Origin of the sequence: Nocardia sp. NBC_00565, assembly GCF_036345915.1 — a bacterium.
Classification (GTDB): Bacteria; Actinomycetota; Actinomycetes; order Mycobacteriales; family Mycobacteriaceae; genus Nocardia.
The window spans coordinates 7,067,844-7,089,095 of the sequence record NZ_CP107785.1 but is presented as its reverse complement, the minus strand read 5'-3'; the positions used below and the strand labels follow the sequence as shown (position 1 = coordinate 7,089,095).

Annotated in this window: 21 protein-coding genes and 2 pseudogenes; 15 read left to right on the top strand and 8 right to left on the bottom strand. The window is 66.1% G+C overall.

Annotation, left to right across the window (positions count from 1 at the left end):
* Positions 1-87: 87 nt before the first annotated feature.
* Genes OG874_RS32675 through dmpG form a run of 4 tightly spaced genes read left to right on the top strand, consistent with a single transcriptional unit; the run spans position 88 to position 4,522 of the window.
* Positions 88-1,764, top strand: a complete 1,677-nt coding sequence (locus tag OG874_RS32675; RefSeq protein ID WP_330250930.1) for an FAD-binding protein — start codon at positions 88-90, stop codon at positions 1,762-1,764.
* A 1-nt stretch (position 1,765) separates the two neighbouring features.
* A complete protein-coding gene (locus OG874_RS32670; RefSeq protein ID WP_330250929.1) occupies positions 1,766-2,551 on the top strand; it encodes a 2-keto-4-pentenoate hydratase in 786 nt (261 codons plus the stop codon).
* A 10-nt stretch (positions 2,552-2,561) separates the two neighbouring features.
* The gene (locus OG874_RS32665) at positions 2,562-3,476 is read left to right on the top strand and encodes an acetaldehyde dehydrogenase (acetylating) (RefSeq protein WP_330250928.1); all 915 of its coding nucleotides are present in this window, start codon (positions 2,562-2,564) and stop codon (positions 3,474-3,476) included.
* An 11-nt stretch (positions 3,477-3,487) separates the two neighbouring features.
* Positions 3,488-4,522: a 4-hydroxy-2-oxovalerate aldolase gene (gene dmpG / locus OG874_RS32660; RefSeq protein ID WP_330250927.1), complete on the top strand. Its 1,035-nt coding sequence runs from the start codon at positions 3,488-3,490 to the stop codon at positions 4,520-4,522.
* 158 nt (positions 4,523-4,680) lie between these two features.
* Here dmpG and OG874_RS32655 read toward each other — a convergent pair whose 3' ends face one another.
* Positions 4,681-5,901 (bottom strand): helix-turn-helix domain-containing protein, encoded by a 1,221-nt coding sequence (locus OG874_RS32655; protein ID WP_330250926.1) that lies wholly within the window; start codon positions 5,899-5,901, stop codon positions 4,681-4,683.
* A 171-nt stretch (positions 5,902-6,072) separates the two neighbouring features.
* On the opposite strand from OG874_RS32655, the gene OG874_RS32650 reads away from it, so the two are divergent.
* From OG874_RS32650 to OG874_RS32635, 4 genes are read left to right on the top strand one after another with little or no spacing between them, the layout of a single operon-like run.
* Positions 6,073-6,363 carry a hypothetical protein gene (locus OG874_RS32650; RefSeq protein ID WP_330250925.1) on the top strand — a complete coding sequence of 97 codons (291 nt, stop codon included), beginning with the start codon at positions 6,073-6,075 and terminating at the stop codon, positions 6,361-6,363.
* 3 nt (positions 6,364-6,366) lie between these two features.
* Positions 6,367-6,534, top strand: coding sequence for a hypothetical protein (locus OG874_RS32645; RefSeq protein ID WP_330250924.1), 168 nt, complete (start codon positions 6,367-6,369; stop codon positions 6,532-6,534).
* Positions 6,535-6,579: 45 nt separating this feature from the next.
* The gene (locus OG874_RS32640; RefSeq protein ID WP_330250923.1) at positions 6,580-7,071 is read left to right on the top strand and encodes a hypothetical protein; all 492 of its coding nucleotides are present in this window, start codon (positions 6,580-6,582) and stop codon (positions 7,069-7,071) included.
* A gap of 15 nt (positions 7,072-7,086) precedes the next feature.
* Positions 7,087-7,527, top strand: a complete 441-nt coding sequence (locus OG874_RS32635) for a hypothetical protein (RefSeq protein ID WP_330250922.1) — start codon at positions 7,087-7,089, stop codon at positions 7,525-7,527.
* Positions 7,528-7,585: 58 nt separating this feature from the next.
* Here OG874_RS32635 and OG874_RS32630 read toward each other — a convergent pair.
* A pseudogene (locus OG874_RS32630) lies at positions 7,586-7,899 on the bottom strand (helix-turn-helix domain-containing protein); the annotation flags it as partial.
* 88 nt (positions 7,900-7,987) lie between these two features.
* Positions 7,988-8,191 (bottom strand): annotated as a pseudogene (locus tag OG874_RS32625) (monooxygenase); the annotation flags it as partial.
* A 353-nt stretch (positions 8,192-8,544) separates the two neighbouring features.
* On the opposite strand from OG874_RS32625, the gene OG874_RS32620 reads away from it, so the two are divergent.
* The 5 genes from OG874_RS32620 to OG874_RS32600 are packed head-to-tail and all read left to right on the top strand — an operon-like array spanning position 8,545 to position 13,740.
* Complete coding sequence (locus OG874_RS32620) at positions 8,545-9,561, top strand: hypothetical protein (protein ID WP_330250921.1); 1,017 nt, start codon at positions 8,545-8,547, stop codon at positions 9,559-9,561.
* Entirely contained in the window at positions 9,546-10,673 is a 1,128-nt protein-coding gene (locus OG874_RS32615) for a hypothetical protein (RefSeq protein WP_330250920.1), read from the top strand. Before OG874_RS32620 ends, OG874_RS32615 begins: the two co-directional genes overlap by 16 nt.
* 12 nt (positions 10,674-10,685) lie before the next feature.
* Positions 10,686-11,174 (top strand): hypothetical protein, encoded by a 489-nt coding sequence (locus OG874_RS32610; RefSeq protein ID WP_330250919.1) that lies wholly within the window; start codon positions 10,686-10,688, stop codon positions 11,172-11,174.
* 8 nt (positions 11,175-11,182) lie between these two features.
* Entirely contained in the window at positions 11,183-12,961 is a 1,779-nt protein-coding gene (locus tag OG874_RS32605) for an asparagine synthetase B family protein (RefSeq protein ID WP_330250918.1), read from the top strand.
* Positions 12,962-13,008: 47 nt separating this feature from the next.
* Complete coding sequence (locus tag OG874_RS32600) at positions 13,009-13,740, top strand: hypothetical protein (protein ID WP_330250917.1); 732 nt, start codon at positions 13,009-13,011, stop codon at positions 13,738-13,740.
* Between the two features lie 21 nt (positions 13,741-13,761).
* Here the strand turns inward: OG874_RS32600 and OG874_RS32595 are convergent, their stop codons facing one another.
* Positions 13,762-14,340: a TetR/AcrR family transcriptional regulator gene (locus OG874_RS32595; RefSeq protein WP_330250916.1), complete on the bottom strand. Its 579-nt coding sequence runs from the start codon at positions 14,338-14,340 to the stop codon at positions 13,762-13,764.
* Between the two features lie 127 nt (positions 14,341-14,467).
* Between OG874_RS32595 and OG874_RS32590 the strand changes: the two genes are divergently transcribed.
* Complete coding sequence (locus tag OG874_RS32590) at positions 14,468-15,898, top strand: MFS transporter (RefSeq protein ID WP_330250915.1); 1,431 nt, start codon at positions 14,468-14,470, stop codon at positions 15,896-15,898.
* A 260-nt stretch (positions 15,899-16,158) separates the two neighbouring features.
* A complete protein-coding gene (locus tag OG874_RS32585; RefSeq protein WP_330250914.1) occupies positions 16,159-17,415 on the top strand; it encodes a cytochrome P450 in 1,257 nt (418 codons plus the stop codon).
* A 201-nt stretch (positions 17,416-17,616) separates the two neighbouring features.
* Here the strand turns inward: OG874_RS32585 and hsaB are convergent, their stop codons facing one another.
* The 4 genes from hsaB to hsaA are packed head-to-tail and all read right to left on the bottom strand — an operon-like array spanning position 17,617 to position 21,163.
* On the bottom strand, positions 17,617-18,192 hold the full coding sequence (gene hsaB / locus OG874_RS32580) for a 3-hydroxy-9,10-secoandrosta-1,3,5(10)-triene-9,17-dione monooxygenase reductase subunit (RefSeq protein WP_330250913.1): 576 nt from the start codon (positions 18,190-18,192) through the stop codon (positions 17,617-17,619).
* 21 nt (positions 18,193-18,213) lie between these two features.
* Complete coding sequence (gene hsaC, locus OG874_RS32575) at positions 18,214-19,119, bottom strand: iron-dependent extradiol dioxygenase HsaC (protein ID WP_330250912.1); 906 nt, start codon at positions 19,117-19,119, stop codon at positions 18,214-18,216.
* The gene (gene hsaD, locus OG874_RS32570) at positions 19,119-19,997 is read right to left on the bottom strand and encodes a 4,5:9,10-diseco-3-hydroxy-5,9,17-trioxoandrosta-1(10),2-diene-4-oate hydrolase (RefSeq protein ID WP_330250911.1); all 879 of its coding nucleotides are present in this window, start codon (positions 19,995-19,997) and stop codon (positions 19,119-19,121) included. The genes hsaC and hsaD overlap by 1 nt, the downstream gene beginning before the upstream one ends.
* A gap of 2 nt (positions 19,998-19,999) precedes the next feature.
* Positions 20,000-21,163, bottom strand: a complete 1,164-nt coding sequence (gene hsaA, locus OG874_RS32565) for a 3-hydroxy-9,10-secoandrosta-1,3,5(10)-triene-9,17-dione monooxygenase oxygenase subunit (protein WP_330250910.1) — start codon at positions 21,161-21,163, stop codon at positions 20,000-20,002.
* Between the last annotated feature and the right edge of the window lie 89 nt (positions 21,164-21,252).

Sequence of the window (21,252 nt, the reverse complement as noted above, 5' to 3'; positions counted from 1 at the left end):
CGTTGGTCTATGTTGTGTGGCAGAAGACTTGCTCGGCGTTCCGTTCGTCGAGAAAACTTGTTTCAGTTTCTGACCGGAGTGATGAACATGGGCAGTGCCGTTTCGAGCGACCTGCGAGCAATCGCTAGCGGCGATTGGGACCTGGCCGCCGACGTGGTTGTAGTCGGATACGGCGCCGCGGGTGCGGCGGCCGCGCTGGAAGCGACGGATGCGGGCGCGCAGGTGCTGGTGTTGGAGCGTTTCGCCGGTGGCGGGGCGTCGGCATTGTCCGGCGGCATCATCTACGCGGGTGGCGGCACATCGGTGCAGGTGGAGGCGGGTGTCGTCGATACGCCGGAGCAGATGCTGGCCTATCTCGAGCGTGAGGTCGGCACCGCTATCACACCCGAGACACTGCGGCGGTTCGTCGACGAGAGCCCGGCGATGATCGAGTGGCTGCAGGGGCACGGCGTGCCGTTCGAGGCGTCGCTGTGTCCGTACAAGACGTCGTATCCGAACGACAGCTACTACCTCTACTACTCGGGTAGCGAGGTGTCCGGTTACGGCCGCGAGGTCGCGACGCCCGCGCAGCGTGGACACCGGGTCAAGGGCCGCGGCACCTCGGGTAAGAAACTCACCGGACCGCTGGCCGCCTCGGCCTCCCGGCGCGGGGTGCGGGTGGAAACCCTCACGCAGGCAACACGATTGATCACTGACGACAACGGAACCGTGATCGGCGTCGAATGCGAGACCTTGCGCGACGCGCCGGGACAGGTCCGGGATCGCTACACCCGGATGGCGAAGCTCGCCGCCAAGCCCGGCATCTACTACCCACCGCTGCGCAAGGCATTGGAGCGCCGGCTGGCGAAGCTGGATCGGCGCTACCGCACCACGATTCGGATCCAGGCCCGGCGCGGTGTGGTGCTCAGCGCCGGCGGGTTCATCGCCAATCGCGAGATGATGCGGGAGTACGGACCGAAGTACCGTGGCGGACTCGCGCTCGGCACAACCGGCGATGACGGCAGCGGGATCCGGATGGCCCAGCAGGTCGGTGCCGCGACGGATCGCATGGGCAATATCTCGGCATGGCGATTCATCCTGCCGCCCAGTGCTTTTACCGGCTCGGTGCTGGTCGACGCGGACGGCCGCCGGGTCATCGATGAGACCCGCTACGGCGCCGCGGTCGGCCATGAGCTGATCACCGAGCACGCGGGCAAGGGCTGGTTGCTCGCCGACGATGCGCTCATGCGTACCGCTATCTCGCAAATCCGTACACAGTCGGCCTGGTTCCAGCGCGGGCAGTTCGAGGCGATGCGGCGGACCGCGGTGCGCGGTGCGACGCTGGATGCCGTTGCGGCGAAGGCCGGTATCGATGCGGACGGCCTGCGCGCGACCGTGGCCGAGCACAATGCAGCCATCGAGAACGGTGCACCCGATCCGGTCGGCAAACCCGCCGAATTCACCAAAACGGTAGGGGCCGGGCCGTTCTGGCTGCTGGATGTGGGTATCAAACCGAGCGTCATCAATCCGTGCCCGATGCTCACCCTCGGCGGCGTGGTCGTCGACGAGCGCACCGGAGCGGTGAAATCGACTGCCGGAACCGATATTCCGGGTCTGTTCGCGGCGGGACGGACGGCGGTCGGCATCTGCTCGGACTCCTACGTCAGCGGGTTGTCCCTGGCCGACTGCGTTTTCTCCGGTCGGCGCGCGGGCCTGTTCGCGGCCGGCGCGGACGTGCTTTGGCGGGCAGCGATGCCCGAAGCGACAACAGTGGAAGGAAACTAGCGTGCTGTCCGACGCGGTCCGAATGCAATTGGCCGATGAACTCGACGTCGCCGAACGTGATCGGGTCGGCATCGGCCCGCTCATCGCCAGATATCCCGATATCGATGTCGTCGATGCCTACGAGATCCAGCTGCTCAATATCCGGCGCAAGCTCGACAACGGCGCCAAGGTGGTCGGGCACAAGGTCGGTCTGTCGTCGCTGGCCATGCAGCAGATGATGGGCGTGGACGAACCCGATTACGGACATCTGCTCGCGGATATGGAGGTCTTCGAGGATGTTCCGGTCGAGACCTCGCGCTACCTGATCCCCCGCGTCGAGGTCGAGGTGGGCTTCGTCCTCGGCGCGGATCTGCCCGGCGAAGAATGCACCGAGGCCGATGTGCTCGCCGCGACGGTCGCCTACGCGCCGTCCATCGAGCTGATCGATTCGCGGATCAAGGACTGGAAGATCGGGCTCGCCGACACCATCTCCGATAACGCCTCCTCGGCGGGCTTCGTCCTCGGCGCGGCCCGCGTCGCGCCGAAAGACCTGGATATCAAGGCCATCGACGCCGTGCTCACCCGCAACGGCGAGGTGATCGCCGAGGGGCGCAGCGATGCGGTGCTCGGTGATCCGGTCATCGCGGTGGCCTGGCTGGCCCGCAAGGTCGCCAGTTTCGGTGTGCGGTTGAAGGCGGGCGACATCGTGCTACCCGGATCCTGCACCCGCGCCATCGATGCCCGTCAGGGAGATTCGTTCCACGCCGAGTTCGCCGGACTCGGTTCTGTCCGTTTGCAATTCAAGTAGGAGGTTTGCCGTGTCCGAAACGGGGACCGTCACCGCCGCGATCGTCGGATCCGGCAATATCAGCACCGATCTGCTGTACAAACTGCTGCGCTCCACCACGGTGGAACCGAAGTGGATGATCGGAATCGACCCGGAGAGCGAGGGTTTGAAGCGCGCCCGCGGGCTCGGGCTGGAGACCTCGCACGAGGGGGTGGACTGGCTGCTCGCACAGCCGGAACTGCCGGATCTCGTCTTCGAGGCGACCTCGGCCTACGTGCACCGCGCCGCCGCGCCGCGCTATGCGGAGGCCGGAATCCGCGCGGTCGACCTGACGCCCGCCGCGGTGGGACCGGCCGTGGTGCCGCCGGTGAACCTCGTCGGCGCGAATCTCGATGCGCCCAACGTCAATATGATCACCTGTGGTGGCCAGGCGACCATTCCGATCGTCGCGGCCGTATCGCGCGTGGTGCCGGTGCCCTACGCCGAGATCGTCGCCTCGGTGTCCTCGGTCTCCGCCGGGCCGGGTACCCGCGCCAATATCGATGAGTTCACCAAGACCACGTCGCGCGGTGTGCAGACCATCGGTGGGGCCGAGCGCGGTAAGGCGATCATCATCCTGAATCCGGCCGAACCGCCGATGATCATGCGCGACACCATCTTCTGCGCGATTCCCGAGGACACCGATACCGACGCGATCGCGGACTCCATCCACCGGATGGTCGCCGATATCCAGAAGTATGTGCCCGGTTACCGGCTGCTGAACGAGCCGCAGTTCGACCCGCCGTCGGTGGTTTCCGGTGGCTTCGCGAAGGTTTCGGTCTTCGTCGAGGTCGAGGGTGCGGGCGACTTCCTGCCGCCGTACGCGGGCAACCTCGACATCATGACCGCGGCCGCCACCCAGGTCGGCGAGGTCATGGCCAAGCAGATTCTCTCGGCCCGGGTGTAAGGAGCCTTCCCATGACCTATTCAGCAGAACTCGACATCCGCGTCACCGATACGTCGCTGCGTGACGGTTCGCATCACAAGCGCCATCAGTTCACTGCCGACGATGTGCGCAATATCGTCACGGCGCTGGACGGCGCGGGCGTGCCGGTCATCGAGGTGACCCACGGCGACGGCCTCGGCGGCTCGTCGTTCAACTACGGCTTCTCGCATACCCCCGAGCAGGAGTTGGTCAAGATCGCCGCGCAGACGGCGAAGCAGGCCAAGATCGCAGTGCTCATGCTGCCGGGCGTCGGCGTCAAGGAAGACATCAAGGTCTCCCAGGACAACGGTGCCTCGATCTGCCGCATCGCGACGCACTGCACCGAGGCCGATGTCTCGATCCAGCACTTCGGCCTGGCCCGTGAACTCGGCCTGGAAACCGTTGGCTTCCTGATGATGTCGCATACCCAGCCGCCCGAGGCGCTGGCCAAGCAGGCCCGCATCATGGCCGATGCGGGCTGCCAGTGCGTCTACGTGGTGGACTCCGCGGGAGCCCTTGTGCTGGAGCAGGTTTCGGATCGGGTGGCTGCGCTGGTCGCCGAACTCGGTGACGACGCCCAGGTCGGCTTCCACGGCCACGAGAACCTGGACCTGGCCGTCGCCAACTCGATCTACGCGGTGCGCGCGGGCGCGAAGCAAATCGACGGCAGCGCACGGCGTTTCGGCGCGGGTGCGGGTAACACTCCCGTCGAGGCCTTCGTCGGCGTATGCGACAAGCTCGGCGTCAAGACCGGCATCGACTTCTTCGCGATCGCCGACGCCGCCGAGGATGTGGTGCGTCCGGTCATGCCGCAGGAATGCCTGCTGGACCGCCAGTCCCTCATGATGGGCTACGCGGGCGTCTACTCGAGCTTCCTCAAGCACGCCGAGCGCCAAGCCGAACGGTATGGCGTCTCAGCTGCTGAGATGCTCGTCCGCGCGGGCAAGCGCAAACTGGTTGGTGGGCAGGAGGACCAGCTCATCGATATCGCACTGGAACTTCAGCGCGAAGCCACCGTGTCTGCCTAGTCTCGCGAACTCTGGGGCCGCGACCGGTCGAACCGGTCGCGGCCCGGACGTTTCGTCATGTGACGCGAAGGCCCCCAGTTCTCACGTGGCTGTGTCGAACCGTGGGCCGTTCGCATTCCCGGAAACGACCCCCTACCAACGGATTACGTGCGTTTGCCTCACACGGGCACGACGCCCACCCGCTGCGCCAGCTTGCCGAGGTCACCGGTAGTCAGGTCACGCCGCGCGGTCCGCATCATGTGGCCGACGAGTTCGCGGACGTGGACCATGTTCCGAACATGCTGGGGCGCGGCGTGTTCGGCCCGCAGCAGCGCGTACAGCGAATCGCGGTAGTCGCGCTTCATCGCGTGCGCCCGCCCGATCTCCACGAAGTACTGAGCGCGCCGCCCCTCGGCGGGCAGATCGTCCGCCGATAGGCTCGGCGCGAGCGCGAGCACCTGACCGGGTTCGCGGCGCTCCATCGCGGCCGACATCCGCCACAGCTGGACGTTCGCGGGGCCGAACGTGGGATTGCGAAGGATCGACTTCCCCTGTGGCGCATCGGCCAGCCTGCCCGCCTGTTCCGCCGCCTCGTCCAGGTGCGGTTCCGGATCCCTGCCCATGGCGGCCGTGACCAGGGAGGCTTGCAGGTGCAGCATCCCGAACGTCTCGATCTCGCCGACCGTGCGTACGTCGGGCGCGATCCTGTCGGCCGTGCCTTCGGCGTGCTCCAGCGCGGCGGGCAGGGAGCCCGACCGGGACAGGAGCACCTGACTACGGGCGAAGGCGGTGGCAGCGAGCGCGGCCGTCCCGCCGATGTTGCGGGCGGCGTTCTCGGCCTCCTGCGCGGCCGTCCAGGACAGCGCCCCGTACCCGCGTGCCTTCAGGGCGGCGGCCGTGGTGTGCGTGACCATGCTCAGCACGTCCCAGGCCCTGTCACTGTCGGCCCCGCCTCCGTCCCGGATGTGCCGGTAGCAGTCGGTCAGCATGGGCGCGAGCATCGGCCCGAGCGTGGCGTAATCGCAGGCTATGCGCAGCTCGGCGGCGCGCTGTGAGGCCGTGCTCAGTTCGTCCAGGGGGCGCGGCGGCGCGGTGTGCGTGACGTTGCCCGCCGTCCACAGCGCGATCTCGATATCCGGCACGGCCGTGTGGAATCCGGCGGCGGACGGGTCGATCCGGTCTTGCTCGTACCCGGTCAGGTCGCCCAGGGGCACACCGAGCGCCGCAGCCAGAGCGAGCAGCGTGCGGCGTGAGTCCACCGGCCGGAGTCCGGCCTCGTACTTCGCCAGCACGGAACGGCTGATCCCCGCCCGGTCGGCCAGCACCTGTTGCGTGATGCCCCGCCGGGCGCGAATCTGGCGCACCCGCTGACCGATGTAGGTATCTGGTTCGTCGGTCATGCCACGTACCTGCGCTTTCCCTGTCGAGTTCGCACGCCTTAAGTGCATTGTTCCACTGGGGAACAGAGTTCGGTGCCTACGTTGCAAAGCTCCAGTGCAAGCCCCGCCGCCGGGTGTCTGACAACCCCGGCGGCGGGTGCTAGCCAACCGGACGACGGAAGGGGCAGGGCCGTGGACCTACCCGCGATACGTGATGACGAAGACGCTCGAAAACTGGCACTCGCGCCGGAAGGCGGCGGACCGCGCTATCTCCACCAGAGCGACGGGTCGTGGTCGTTCGTCGGCCCGGACGGATGGCCGGTCGAGCCCGACGAGTACGCGGAGCTGGATGCCGATGTGGCGAATGCCCTTGCGGCCGTGAACGGCACGGTGGTGGACGAAGACCTGTTGATCGCTGTACGCCGTGGCCTCCTGGACACGATCGACGTAGAGCCGATCTCGGTCACGGACACGGAGGTCTGACCGATGTGGATCGTGCTCGGGTGGGTGGTCGTGCTCGGCCTGCCCTCGGCGGTGCTGGCGGCGGTGATCCTGTGGCCGGAACGGATACCGCCGGATCGCACGGTGGAGGCGATCCAGCGGCGGCTGGAGGAGGGTCAAACCATTCATGACGTACATCACGGTGATGAGTGATGGGTCGGATGGAACCGGATGACGCTGTGGCGCATCTAAATAGGTATGCGGTTCGGAAGTTCTTCCGCCGCAAACGAACTGATCGAGGGGGATGTAATGAACATCAGAAAAGTTGCCATCGCCGCATGCCTGGTCGCGGCGGCTCTGGCAGCGCCTGGGCTCTCGCCGACCGTCGCTGGTGCCGCGCCGGGTAACGCCGCCTGCCATGTGGAGTCGAACAATCCACACCACTCGAAGGGTTCGCCCGGCTGGATCGTGGGCAAGGGGCGAATGTCCTGCACCGCCGCGATCGACTCGCTGGAGGTATTCGTCCAGCTCGAGCGGAAGATAGACGGGAAATGGGTCATGGTCGGGGAACCCGGACGCAATAGTCAACCCGCTCCCAAAGCGAACGAAAAATACACCGCTCAGGGGCAGTTTCAATGCGAGAAGGGCGAATATCGGACGGCTGCGAAGGGGAGCGGGGTGTATGGCGGCCGCCCCTCCGGGTCCATGGCATGGCAGTATTCGGGAACGGTTACCAATCCCTGTGGCTGAGCAAGGAGTACAACGGTGAGCGAGCAGGGCAGCTGGGAAGAACTCGTTATCGGGTTGTGCGATCTAGCGGTGAAATATGACGCCGATACCTTCCTCTACGAGGGCGTAGTGGTCATGTCCGCGCGCGTAATTCAGCCCGATGGCCAGTCTCGTGGGAGCATCCGGGTCACCCGCTTCGATGATGAAGCTGCCAGGATCGAAACAGGTTGGTGTTTCAACATGGTTGTCGACTACGTTGCCGGGGACCGCGACCGCCCGGTTCCCGCACTAGGACTGGTTGAGGCGATCTGCTCCGGTAATGCCGAAGAGCACTGCTTGATCGATGACGACGGCCACTGGGTCGGCATCGTCCGCGACGCGTGGTCACCAGACGGCCACCGATGGGAATCGGGCAGCCTGGACAGTCCCGAACGGCGCGCGACACGGCGATTTCCTAGCTGGATTGACCCGGACTGACGACATAGCTGTCGAGAGTGAAGCCACGGCCGATGCCGAGTTCGCATCGGCCGTGGCTTCATTCCTTCTCGGTCAGCACGCGGTACAGCGTCGCCCGGCTGACGCCGAGCGTCTGAGCGATTCCGGCATGGGCTCGCCGCTGGCACGCATCCGCTCGGCCAGGGCGATCTGATCGGGCTGCAGAGCACGGGGGCGACCGATGGGCAGGCCGCGCGCCTGACGTGCGGACTTCGACGCCGCGCGCCGCTCCCGCTGGAGTTCCAACTCCAGTTCGGCGAGAGACGCCAGCACCCCGGCGGCCATGCGCCCGGCAGCGTTCGAGGTGTCGATGCCCTCGCGCAAGGACCGGAGAACGATTCCCCGCTGCCCCAGCGCCCAGCGACCTGAGTTCGGCAGCATCCGAATGTGGCCTCGTCCGGTCGATTCCGGACAAAGCCATGTTCGCGGACCTATCGACGGCTCAGAGCCAGGTGTCGCGTGTGGTTGTGGTGAGGAAGTGGTCGAGGTCGTGACGCCACGGCGCGGGGACGGTTTTGTCCGGTTCGATGGCGGTGTATTGGCCGCGGCAGAACAACAGCGGCCTGCCGGAGATGATCGACTCCGACAGGGCCAGCACTCGGCCGATCACGATGTAGTGATCGCCGCCGTCTACGACGCTGTCCACGCAGGCGGCGGTCAACAGCTTGCTCAGCGTGCCGAACGTCGGCCTGCTACCCGACTTCTGTTGGTGGACAGCTTCATTCCACAGGAACCGGCAGCGATGCCACTCCGCCAGCAAAGCCGACTGCGCGCCCCGGCCGGGCCGCAACCGATAGCTGTACCGCACCACCTCCTCCATGCCCGCGAATCTAGCCGACACCACCGACACATCACCCCGACCCAACAACCTCGATTAGGAGGACGGCGCTTGCTCACCCTCGTGAACGAGGGCGTCTCTGCGTCAAACATCTGATGACGGTTCGGCGGCCACCGAAACTCTGGGGTCGCGCGCGGCGGTGGAATCGGAGAATATGAATCGTGATCTGCCCGCATTGCAGCACGAATCTGCTGCGCAAGGAGCGTGGGGGACGGCGCTGCTCGAAATGTCGGCGGGAGTTCGCGCTCGAACCCAAGGAGAGCCCGTTCGGGCTGCACGATATTCGGATACGCAAGCTGGCCGAGAAGTTCGGTGACGGGCGCGGGCTGCGCTATACGTTGGTTCAGCTCTGGTACGCGGCCGGGCGCAAGAAGGTCCCGGATGTGCGGCGGGTGTTCAATGGTGTGCGCATCGCGGTCTGGATCGCCATCGGGGTGCTCACCGTCGCCCTGGTTGTGAGCAGCGCGATGGGACCGGTAGCGGCCATCATTGTCGCTGTCGTGGTGTTGGTACTGGCCGACGCCGGTCTACGGGCGGCGAAGCCCTGGTTCCTGAGCCGGACAACGGTCCGAATGCCTGTTCCGTACAACACCTTCCGCAGGGATGTGGTCGGCCGGTGGTCGCCGATTCACGGCGGCCCGCCATCGGGTTCGGTGGATGAGGCGATGGTGAAGCCGCCCATCGTGGAGCGGCCTCGAATTGCGGTGCTGTGCCCGGATCGCAGCGTGCTCGCCTGTCTGACGGCCAATAACGTGCCGCAGACCGGAGCCATCGCGCTCGCCGACCGTATCGATCGGCTGCCACCGCATATTCCGGTCATCGTGCTGCACGATGCCAGCCTGCCCGGCATCGAGCTGGCCGGACGGGCCCGCGCCGCACTCGGCCCCCGGGCCGTGGTGGTGGGGCTGTCGCCGCGCGCGGTGCTGGCCAACGCATCGGTGCTGCGGCTGCGTGAGCCGCGGCCGACCGAGCAGGATGCGGCGTTCCTGCGCCGGGAACCGTTGTCCGAGACGGAGATCGAGTGGCTGGCAGACGGCTGGTGGTCGCCGATCGCGGCGATCGCGCCCGCGAAGCTGCTCGCAGTCGTGGAGCGGGCGGTCGAGCGGGTCGAGGACGCGGGCGACCCGGACCGGCGGCGGGCCCGCGAGGTAGGTTTTCTCACGTGGCCGACAGGGTGACGGGACGGCTGCTCGACCGGCTGCTGCGCGTTGCCGCCGAGCGAGCGGCTGCGCCGAGCGGAATTCGGTTCACCGAGCGCCAGCTCTACTACGAACTGTGCCGGGTGGCATCGCCGCTGCACCACGCGCCGCGCCGCCTCGCGTTCACGGTCGCCGCGCCCATCAGCTACTCGGCGTTCCGGACCGCGCTGCGCCGGCACGGCGACGTGCCCGGTCTGCTCACGCTCGAACCTGCGCGTGCGGCGCGTGCCGGTCGGCATACGCCGGAGCCCGATCTGTTCGACTACGGTCTGCCCCGGCTGCTCGTATGCGAGTCGGATGGAATCGCACAAATGTTGCGCGCCAACGGATTACCGATGGAGTCGGCCTGTCCGGTGCTGAGCGCGGCGGAACTGCCGCTCGATCCGGGTGTCGCGGACATGCTCGCCGGCGTCGAGGGCACCATCTATCTGCTGCACGACGCCAGCCCGGACGGACTCACCTTCCCAGTCCGGTTCGCTGAACTCACCGACATCCCCGTTGGCGTGCACGTTGTGCCCTTAGGGCTGCGGCCGCGCCAAGTCGGCTCGCTGCATCTCGTCCATCTGAGCGGCCCGGTCACCGAAGTGGAGGAGCACAACCTAGGTGATCGCACGTCGACACCCCACGGCTCGGCACAGTCCGCCCTTGTGACGCAGTCTGATTCACGGGACAGCGCGTGGACCGTAGCTGAGACACCGGCAGATCCGGGAACTCGCACCGCCGCTACCTCTGGGGCGCGGGCACGTCCAGGAGATCGCGGTGCGGCTGGTCCTGTGGTGCGGGCGGATCTTGGTGATCGCGGCGTGGCTGCTTCGGTGGCGCGGGCCGACCTGGGTGCTCACGCTCCGACTGCTCCTGCGCCGCCGCCCGATACAAGGGGCAGCGGCACGACTTCCACCGCGGTGCAGTTGGATTCGTGGGAGCGCGGGTGGTTGGACCGGGGACGTTGCGTCGAGGTGGATGCGGTGCGTCCGGCTTCGCTGCTGCGCACTGTGCACCGGCTGGTCCGCGAAGTCCGCTCGCCAAGAACCACTTTCACGGAGTTGCGCCGCATGCGGACCGCGGGCTTCCTCACTTGGCCAGCCGCATGAAAGGGGGTAACCGTGCCGGAGCATCGGCAGATCACCTACACCGATGAGTTGCTCGCCGACGGTTCCGTGCATCGGCGCTACGCCGACGGCCGTCAGGAATGGCGGACGCGGGACCCGCGCGGTGTCGTGTCGTGGCGCGACAATGGCGGGTACTCCGGTACCGACGAGCCGCTCGGTACGAAGCTCATCAAGCGCACGTTCGGCAACGGGTCGGTCCGCTACGGCCGGGAGGCGGGTTTCGGTCGCACCCTGTGGAGCGACGGCAGGCTGACCGTCAATCGGTCGTCATTCGGCGGTCGGCTCGGCGGCATTCTGGCCGCGGTGGCGGGTGGCGCCCTGCTCGGCGGGTTGATCATGCCACCGAGTTTTCTGAGCCCCGGGGAAGAGGAAGAGCTACGCCGACAGGCGGCTGCGCAGTCGTCCGGCTCCAGCGATTCGGGCAGTGACTATGGCGGTTGGGATGATGACGCCGGGGACGACGGCGGCGGCGATTTCGGCTGAGGGGGACGATGTCTCGTTGGTGTGCATTCCTGACCCCGGATGATCCGGCAGGTCAGGTACGGGCGGTCGGTGGCCGGCCGGTGGCGGTGGCGAGTCGTCATGCGTTGGGGTTGCTCGACGGGCCCGGCGTCGCGGCTGGTCCTTTCAGCGTGCGGATTCAGCCGTCGCGCGGTGATCAGGTTGTTCGTGGTGATCGGTCTGCTCGCGGTGATCTGACGGCGGTCGGTGAGGTCACGCTGTTCAACGCGGCCCACCTGCGCGCCCGACTCGGCGCGGACGCACCGCCGCCGGACTGTGCCGATGGTGAACTGCTGTTGCACTGTTACGCCCGCTTCGGACTCGACGGAATCGCCGCCGCGGATGGCATGTTCGCCCTGGCCATTGCCGACGGCGCGGATCTGGTGTTGCTCCGTGATCACGTTGGCACGCGCACACTCTTCCACGCCTGGGCCGGCGGTGGTTGGGCGGCGTCCACGTCGCTGCGGGCTTTGCAGCGGTGGCCCGCGCTGCGTACCGGATTGCATCTGCCCGCGGTTCGGTCGTTCCTCACCTTCGCTTATCTGCCGGGACGCGAGACGCTGTTGCGTGGCATCCATGAGGTATTGCCGGGGCGGTGTGTGCGGCTGCACGGTGACGGATCGATGACCGAGCAAACCTACTGGGAGCCAATCGAAGTCGACGATCCGCGCTCGGCCGTCGAGCATGCGCTCGCCTTGCGCGCGCTGCTGGAGGATGCCGTCGCGCGGCGGCTGCCCGCTGGTGCGCCGGTCGGGGTGCTGCTCTCCGGTGGTATCGATAGCAGCCTGGTCACCGCGCTGTCCGCCAAGCTGCACGATCAGACCGTGCGTTCGTACTCCATCAGCTTCGGCGGGACCACGCCGAACGAACTCGCCTACTCCGGACTCGTTGCCGCACACTGCAATACCGAACATCGAGTGCTCACGGTGCCCGGCGAGACGGTCGCCGCGCGGCTGGCGGAAACGGTGTCGCTACTGGACTGCCCGGTCGGCGACCCACTCACGGTACCCAATCTGATGCTCGCCGAAGCCGTTGCCGCGGACGGTATTCGGGTGGTGCTCAACGGCGAGGGCGGCGATCCGGTCTTCGGCGGTCCCAAGAATCTGCCGATGTTGATCTTCGAGCTCTTCCGCGACGATCCGGATCCGGATGCCAGGGCCGCGGCCTATCTCGACAGCTACCGCAAATGCTATGGCGATCTGCCGGTCCTGCTCAGCCCCGAGGTACTCACCGCACTCGGCGATGCACCGCCGCTGACCGACCTGCTCGCGCCGTACCTGCGTCAGGGGCCGATGACCAGCCTGCTCAACCAGCTGTTGCATACGAACCTGCGCACCAAGGGCGCCCATCACATTCTCACCAAGGTCGAACGGCTCACCGCGGCAAGCGGATTGGAGGGGCGCGCGCCGCTGTTCGATCGGGCCGTGATCGACCATGCCTTCCGGGTGCAGCCGAAGTTCAAGCTCGCTGGTACCAGCGAGAAGTGGATTCTCAAACAAGCTGTGCGCGACCTGCTTCCGCCGACCATCGTGGATCGACCGAAGAGCGGTATGCGAGTTCCGGTGCAGCAGTGGCTGTCCGGGCCGTTGCGCGAACTCGGGCACGACCTGCTCTTGGGGAAGTCCGCGCGGGCGCGTGGGTTGTTCCGGGAGGACACCATTCGGGCCTGGTTGCGCGGTGACGGGGCGTTGCTGCCGCGACAGGGCGGCAAATTGTGGTTGGTCCTCTCGCTGGAGCTGTGGTTGCGTTCCTTCGAAGTGGGTCCATGATCCGCAGTCGCACCCGTAGGAGTTAGACACCGAGGAGTCCGCACCGCATGTCCGATCCCCGCCTCAAGCACCGCGCAGATGATGAGAACGAGATCCACGATCTGGCCGAATTCGTGGACGCGGGACGCAATGCCGTCACACCCGTGGCGCAGTTCCCGGCGGAGGTCGCCGCGGTGGTCGTCCAGGCATTCGCCCAGATAGTCCGCAGCGCCAAGGCGAGTCGCACCGCGACCACGCCCGACGCCGACGGCATCGTTCGTTCCCAGACCTTCGAAGAGGGCGACGTCTATATGATCGAGACGCCGTTCGACGGCTTCTTCGCCGACCGCTACATCATGGATTTCTATAACGCCGAAGCACGTGGCATGTGCTCCCGAATGCACCTGCACACCGGCCTGCGTTTCGTCCGCATGATGACCGGCCCCGACACGCACATCCGGGTGAGCAGCCTCTCGCCATTCGTGGTGACCAACGTCGTCGGCGTAACCCCTTTCCTGCCCAGCGAATTCGCGGACGAACTCCCGGATACGCCCCCCGGCCTACACCGCACCAGATACAACCTGATCGTCCCACCCTGCTCCTTCGTCGATATGCAGATCCCCCGCGGCGTCAGCCACCAATTCAACGCTATCGGCCCGCACGCGGTAATCGACTCGGTCCACCCCGAGGAATCCATCGAGGTCTTCCGCGAACAGATGTCCGGCTTCAAGATGATGGCCCAAACCGTCTTCCTCACAGAGGAATTGCCGGACGCCGCCACGTGTACTTCGCTCAGTTGACGCGCCAGTCAGCTGCCGCCACTAGCGGCCTGCCCCTGGTGTGCGCAGGCCGTCGAGGGTCACGGCGAGCAGGCGTTCGGCGGCATCGGGTGTGGTCTCGCAGGCTACGCCGATGCCGTGCCCCAATCGGATCAGGTCGCGCGGCTCGATATCGGAGCGGATCTCGCCCGATTCCTGTGCCGCCCGCAGCAGCGAGTCCGCCGCGTCGGAGATCAGTGTCCGGCACAGCGTGAAGGTCGGCGAGCCCTTATCCATCCCGGCCTTCATGGTGGTCGCAAGGCTGCGGTTGTCCATCACCCACTGCACCTGCTCGCGCAGCCACTGCTCGAAAGCCTCGACGGCCGTGTGACTTTCGAGCAGTTCGTGCGCGCGGGCGCTCAATACCTCGATGCTGGAGCGGTATACGGCCTCGATCAGCACCTCACGGCTCGGAAAGTGCCGATACAGCGTGCCGATGCCGACACCGGCACGGCGCGCGATCTCCTCCAGTGGGGCGTCCGGTCCTTGTTCGGCGAACGCCTCCTGAGCGGCTGTCACGATCCGCTCGTAGTTGCGCCGGGCGTCCGCGCGCATCGGCCGTCCGGTCGGCGGTGCTGTCATGTTTCCCTCCACTGGAAAACGGATGGACCCTCCAGATAGTCTTGCGTAAATGGAGGAGCCCTCCATATGATAGCTCTATCGGAAACGGAGGCTCCCTCCGTTTGAGTCCCATTCGATGGAGCGTTCTTTGTCCACCACACTTGCCGCGGACACCCGTGCGTCCGCAACCTCCAGAGCCGGTCGGCTCCGATCCGGCATCGTGCTGGTCACCCTGCTGACCTGCCAATTGATGATCGTCCTCGATGTCACGGTGATGAACGTGGCGCTGCCGCGCATCCGCACCGACCTGCACTTCAGCGCGACCGGCCTGTCCTGGGTGATGAACGCCTACACCCTGGTCTTCGGCGGTCTGCTGCTGCTCGGCGGCCGCGTCGGAGACCTGTTCGGCCGACGAAATCTGTTCATCGCCGGTACAACACTGTTCACGCTGGCCTCGCTGGCGGGCGGGCTGGCCCCATCGGCCACCTGGTTGCTCATCGCCCGTGTCGTGCAGGGTGTCGGCGCGGCCATGGCGGGGCCGTCTACCCTCGCGCTGCTGACCACCACATTCAGTGAACCGAAGGCCAGGATGCGGGTGCTCGCGCTGTTCTCCGGCATGTCCAGTGCGGGTTTTGCGATCGGCCTCATCGTCGGGGGTCTGCTGACCGAATGGTTGAGCTGGCGCTCGGCGCTGTTCATCAATGTGCCCTTCGGCCTGGCCGTCGTGGTGCTCGCACTGCGCTTCCTGCCCGATGCCGAGCGCCAGCCCGCCCGCCTCGACCTGCCCGGCGCGGTCACCGCGACCACCGGCGTGGCCGCGCTGGTCTACGGCTTCATCAGTGCCGCATCGAACGGCTGGGGCAATGAGATGACCGATATCTGGCTGGCCGTCGGCATCGCATTGCTGATCGCCTTCGTGGCCATCGAGGCCAGGACGGCGCAGCCGCTGCTGCCGCTGCGGCTGTTCGCCGATCGCAACCGCGCCGCGGCCTACGCCAATATGTTCCTCGGCCCGATGGCCGGTATGTCGATGTTCTTCTTCCTCACCCAGTACCTCCAGGAGGTGCGTGGATTGACCGCGCTGGCAACGGGTTTCGCCTTCCTGCCGACCGCGCTGCTGATGTTCACGATGATCCGGCTGATCCCGCGGCTGTTGCCGCGCTTCGGTCCGAAACCGGTGACGCTGATCGGCACGCTGACGATGGCGGCCGGGCTGGTGCTGCTGACCCAACTGACCACCGACAGCGGCTACTTCCCACTGCTGTTCGTGGCGATGATCCTGATGGGATGCGGTATCGGCCTTGCCTTCTCACCGCTGAACGTGATCATCATGTCGAGTGTGCCGCCGAGTGAGGCCGGTGCCGCGGGCGGCGCACTGCAGACACTGCAGCAGACCGGCGCCGCACTCGGGCTCGCCATCCTGGTCACCATCTTCGGCACCGCGTCCCGCGACGCCGGAGGTTCGGCGCAACACGCGTTGGTCGGCGGTATCACCACGGCATTCGCCGCGGCGGTCGGCATCGCGGCACTGACCTTCGTGGTCGCGCTCACCTTCCGCAGCACCCGCTCGGCGGCCTGACCGCGCAAATGTGGCCTCGCCCGGTCGATTCCGGACGAGGCCACATTCGCGTACGGCTCAGAGCCAGGTGTCCAGCCCTGCACCGACCGGTTCGCCGCGCGATACTTCCAATCGGCTGCGGCCGAAAGCGGTGCGGAACAGATTGCAACGAAATACTTTTGGACAGTAGGCTTGCTCGAAGCAGCGGCATGGCGACCGAAAGTGGGAGATGCGCAGATGACCGCGTCGCCAGAACACACGAACGGTCTGGAGTTCCATTTTTGAGTACGCCACAGTCCCGAGCGCACGCCCCATCCTGTCCGGTCGTCCACGGCTCGCCGTTGGCTTTCGACGGCCCGAAGGTGCCGCTGTACTCGTCGGAATTCGCCGCGGATCCGCACCGCGTCTACCGTGAAATGCAAAGGCAGTACGGCTCTTTGGCGCCGGTGGAGTTGGCGCCGGGCGTACCGGCCACATTGGTGGTCGGGTACGACACCGCGGTGCGGATCCTCAACGATCCCGAACACTTCCCTGCCGATCCACGCACCTGGCAGAAGAACATCCCGACCGACTGCCCCGTCCTCCCGCTTATGGAGTGGCGCCCCATCGCGAGTAAAAGCACCGGGGGGGACTTCCTGCGCTACCGGCAGGCCACTACCGCGAGCATCAACGAGGTAGATCTGTATGCTTTCCACACCACCGTGGAGAAGATCGCCATCCCGCTGATCAACACCTTCTGCCAGACCGGTACGGCCGATCTGATCAGCCAGTACTCGTTCCCGCTGACGTTCGGGGTCGCCAATGCCCTGCTCGGCTGCCCGCCGGAGATCGGACAGCGGATCGCCGCCGCCATGGCCGCGATGTTCGATGGGATCGAGGCCGAGAACGGCAACAAGATGCTCAGCAAGGCGATGCTGGAACTGGTGTCCCTCAAACGGACCCAACCCGGCAACGACATCACCTCACTGCTGCTGCGGCATCCGGCCGAACTCGATGATGTGGAGGTGGTCCACCAGGTGGCGGGCTTCTACGGCGCGGGGATCGAATTCCAACAGAACCTGATCGTCAACACCCTGCTTCTGATCCTCACCGACGACCGGTTCGGCGGAAGTGTCCTGGGCGGGACCCTGTCCACCCGCGACGCCCTCGACGAGGTCTTGTTCAACGACCCACCACTGGCTAACTTCCTCACCACCTACCCCCGTCAGCCGGTCCTCATCGACGACGTCTGGCTGCCCGCACATCAGCCGATCGTCATCAGCATGGCCGCCTGCAACAACGACCCCGCGATCCGGGCCGAGGATCACACAGGCAATCGCTCGCATCTGGCGTGGGGGATCGGCCCACACGCCTGCCCCGCGCAATCCCTGTCTTACCTGATCGCTCAGGACGCCATCGATCAGCTTCTCGATGCGCTACCCGAGATCCGGCTGGCCATACCGGCCGACGCACCGACCTGGCGGCCGGGTCCCTTCCACCGGGCCTTGGCAGCTCTGCCGGTCACCTTTCCCTCGTCTGCTCCGTTGAACACGTACTGAGAATCTCGCAATCCCCCGACCCGCCTTGATGTGGTGACAGGTCGAACAGCGACGATTTCGACCATGCTTTCCAGGCCGCGGAAATCCTCGCTGTTGTGTGTGTACAGCGGTAACCCGCGTGCGGAAGCGATCGCCGCGATGAGCAGATCCATCCGGCGCGGGCGGGGGTCGCCCCACGTAGCGCACGCGGCTACGTCGGCTCTATAGCCAGGTGTCCAGCGTTGTCGTCGTGAGGAAGTGCTCCAGATCATGCCGCCAAGGTGCGGGCACGGTCTTGTCCGGCTCGATGGCCGTGTACTGCCCGCGGTAGAACAACAGCGGCCTGCCGGAGCTGGTCGACTCCGACAGGGCCAGCACTCGGCCGATCACCATGAAGTGATCGCCGCCGTCGACGACGCTGTCCACCGTGCACTGGATGGTGGCCAGGGCGTCGTCCAGGAGCGGGAGCTCCAGTTCCGAGGTGTGCCAGTTGGTTTCGGCGAACTTATCGGTTTCGCGGGAACCGAAGCGGGCACACAGTTGCTGCTGTTCTTCGGCCAGGACGTTGACGCAGAAACGTCCGGACTGTTCGATGGCTGCCCAGGAGCGGGAGGTCTTGGTGGGGCAGAACAGCACCAGGGGTGGGTCGAGGGAGAGGGCGGCGAACGATTGGCAGGCGAAGCCGATCGGGGTGCTGTCGGCAGCCAAGGTGGTGATCACCGTGATGCCGGTGCAGAACTGCCCCAACACATTTCGGAACTGCCGCCCGTCGATCGCCGGGTACTCGTCGGTCGTCATTGTTGCCCTGTCCATCGCCGATTACTGCTGCCGCTGTCCGACCGTGAAGTCGTGACCCCACAGGCTGACCGCCGTGGATTCCCGCGCGATCCAGTCGGTGTCGTCGACTTCCAAACCTTCGCAACCGAACTCGACATCGAAGCCACCCGGTGTCTTCATATAGAACGACAGCATCTTGTCGTTGACATGGCGACCCAGCGTCGCCGACATCTTCACCTTCTTGCGCAGCGCGCGGTCCAGGCAGAGACCGACATCATCGGAACCCTCCACCTCGAGCATGAGGTGCACGATGCCACTCGGCGTCGGCATGGGCAGGAAGGCCAGCGAGTGATGGCGCGGGTTGCAGCCGAAGAACCGCAACCAGGCCGGTTCGCCGTCGGCGGGCCGTCCGACCATCTGCGGTGGCAGCCGCATCGAGTCGCGCAGCCGGAAGCCGAGCACATCGCGGTAGAAGGTCAGCGCGGCGGCGTCGTCCTTGGTGCTGAGCACCACATGGCCCAGGCCCTGTTCGCCCGTGACGAACCGGTGCCCGTAGGGGCTGACCACACGCCGATGTTCCAGTGCCGCACCGTGAAACGCCTCCAGGGTGTTGCCCGAAGGGTCCTCGAAGGAGATCAGATCATAGACCCGGCGATCGGCCTTCTCCTGTGCCGTGCCCTCCTTGAACGGCACTCCCGCCGCGTCCAGCCGGTCCCGAATATCCTGCAGTTCAGCGGCATTGGCGGTTTCCCAGCCGGAGACCTGCAGCTGATCCTTCTCCCCGGGCACGATGACCAGGCGTGCGGGAAAATCGTCCATACGCAGGTAGAGTGCCTCGGGATTACCGCCCTTGCCCTCGACCATGCCGAGTACCTTGAGCCCGTACTCGCGCCAGGCCGCCATATCGGTGGCCTCGATGCGCAGATACGCCAGCGATCGAATGCCCATCATTTCTCCTTCACACCGGCAAGGAAATCCGTTGCCAGCCGGTTGAATTCGTCGAATTTCTCCAGCTGGGCCCAGTGCCCGCAACCACCGAACACGTGCAACTGCACCCGGGGAATCATCTTCGTCGCGACCAGCGCGCCGTCGAGCGGATTCACCCGATCCTCGCGGCCCCAGATGAGCAGCACCGGCTGACGCAGCTTGTACGCCTCACGCCAGATCATGCCCTGCTCGAAATCGGCGCCGGCGAACGACTTTCCCATCGCCCTGGTCGCGGCCAGCGCCTCGGGCGTGCTCGCCGAGGCGAAACGCTCGTCGATCAGCTCGTCGGTGATCAGCGACTGATCGAAGACCATGATCCGCAGGAAGGCCTCCAGGTTCGCCCTGGTCGGCTCATAATTGAACTTCGCGAGGTTCTTGACGCCCTCGGTCGGGTCCGGCGCGAACAGGTTGACGCTCAACCCGCCCGGGCCCATCAGCACCAGCTTGCCCGCACGATCCGGGAAGTCCAGCGCGAACCGCACCGCCGCGCCACCGCCGAGCGAGTTACCGAGCAGATGCACCCGCCCGGTGATCTCCAACGTGTCCAGCAGATCGTTCAGCGCCGTGGCGCTGTGCACGAAGTACTGCGGATGATCGACCGGCTTATCCGATAGCCCGAATCCGGGCTGATCCACGGCGAGCACATGAAAGTTCCGTGCCAGCACCGGGATATTGCGGGCGAAATTCGACCAGGAGGAGGCGCCGGGTCCGCCGCCGTGCAGCAGCACGATCGTCGGGCCGTTGCCTACTCCGGCCTCGTGGTAGTGCAGGCGCAGATCGGGCCGCACCTGCGCGTACCGCGAGGTCGATTGATAGGTGAGTTCGGTGGTCGCCGTCACGACTAGACCATGCCGTCGGTGACCGGGAGCCCGAATTCGTGCGTGCCGTACATGACGTAGGCGCGCTCGGGATCGTTGGCCGCGTGCACCCGACCGGCGTGCGCGTCCCGCCAGAAGCGCTGCAGTGGAGTACCGTTCGCGAGCGCGGTGGCGCCGGAGGCCTCGAAGAGCTTATCGATCGAAGCGATCGCCCGGCCGGTCGCGCGCACCTGGTCGCGGCGGGCGCGCACCCGCAGGTCGAACGGAATCTCCTTGCCCGCCACCAGCAGTGCGTATTCGTCGGCGACATTGCCCGACAGCTGACGCCAGGCCGCGTCGATATCGCTGGAGGCCTCGGCGACCCGCACCTTGGTGAACGGATCGTCCTTCGCCTTCTCACCGGCGTAGGCCGCGCGCACCCGCTTGCCCTGATGTTCGACATGAGCGGCGTATGCACCGTAGGCCATGCCGACGATCGGGGTGGAGATGGTCGTGGGATGGATAGTGCCCCACGGCATCTTGTACACCGGGTCGGTGTTCTGTTCCAGGCCAGGAGATTTCAGCTCGCTCATCGCCCGGAAGCTCAGGAACCGATGCGACGGCACGAAAACATCCTCCACCACAACGGTATTGGAGCCGGTGCCGCGCAGGCCGACCACATTCCACACATCATCGATGCGGTAGTCGGTGCGCGGAATCAGGAAGCTGCCGAAGTCGACCGGCTTGCCGTCCTTGATCACCGGGCCGCCGAGCACCGCCCAGGTCGCGTGATCGGAGCCCGAGGACCAGGCCCACGCACCCTTGACGAGGTAGCCGCCGTCGACGACGGTGCCCGCGCCCATCGGAGCGTAGGACGAGGAGATGCGAACCTCGTTGTCTTCGCCCCACACATCTTCCTGCGCCTGCTGTGCGAACAGTGCGAGGTGCCAGTTGTGCACGCCGACGATGCCGGCCACCCAGCCGGTGGAGCCGCATGCGCTGGCGAGCTTGCGGACGGTGTCGTAGAAGACGACCGGGTCGGCAGCGTGCCCGCCCCACTGCTTGGGCTGGAGCAGGCGGAAGAACCCGGTCTCCTGCAGCGCCTTCATCGATTCGTCGGGGATGCGCCGCAGGTCCTCCGCCTCCTGCGCGCGCTCGCGCAGCGTCGGCAACAGTGCTTCGACCCGTTCGGTCACTTCTTGCGTCATCGCGGGACCTGCTCCTGACTGGTCGGGTTGGTAACCGGTACTCATTTGCCTCTGAGACTAGAACAGGTTCTCACTCTCTGTCGAGAACG

Coding starts and splice junctions, on each gene's coding strand:
- OG874_RS32675 (WP_330250930.1), top strand. CDS start 88: ATGGGCAGTGCCGTTTCGAGCGACCTGCGAGCAATCGCTAGCGGCGAT.
- dmpG (WP_330250927.1), top strand. CDS start 3,488: ATGACCTATTCAGCAGAACTCGACATCCGCGTCACCGATACGTCGCTG.
- OG874_RS32655 (WP_330250926.1), bottom strand. CDS start 5,901: ATGACCGACGAACCAGATACCTACATCGGTCAGCGGGTGCGCCAGATT.
- OG874_RS32645 (WP_330250924.1), top strand. CDS start 6,367: ATGTGGATCGTGCTCGGGTGGGTGGTCGTGCTCGGCCTGCCCTCGGCG.
- OG874_RS32640 (WP_330250923.1), top strand. CDS start 6,580: ATGCGGTTCGGAAGTTCTTCCGCCGCAAACGAACTGATCGAGGGGGAT.
- OG874_RS32605 (WP_330250918.1), top strand. CDS start 11,183: ATGTCTCGTTGGTGTGCATTCCTGACCCCGGATGATCCGGCAGGTCAG.
- OG874_RS32600 (WP_330250917.1), top strand. CDS start 13,009: ATGTCCGATCCCCGCCTCAAGCACCGCGCAGATGATGAGAACGAGATC.
- OG874_RS32595 (WP_330250916.1), bottom strand. CDS start 14,340: ATGACAGCACCGCCGACCGGACGGCCGATGCGCGCGGACGCCCGGCGC.
- hsaB (WP_330250913.1), bottom strand. CDS start 18,192: ATGACGACCGACGAGTACCCGGCGATCGACGGGCGGCAGTTCCGAAAT.
- hsaC (WP_330250912.1), bottom strand. CDS start 19,119: ATGGGCATTCGATCGCTGGCGTATCTGCGCATCGAGGCCACCGATATG.
- hsaA (WP_330250910.1), bottom strand. CDS start 21,163: ATGACGCAAGAAGTGACCGAACGGGTCGAAGCACTGTTGCCGACGCTG.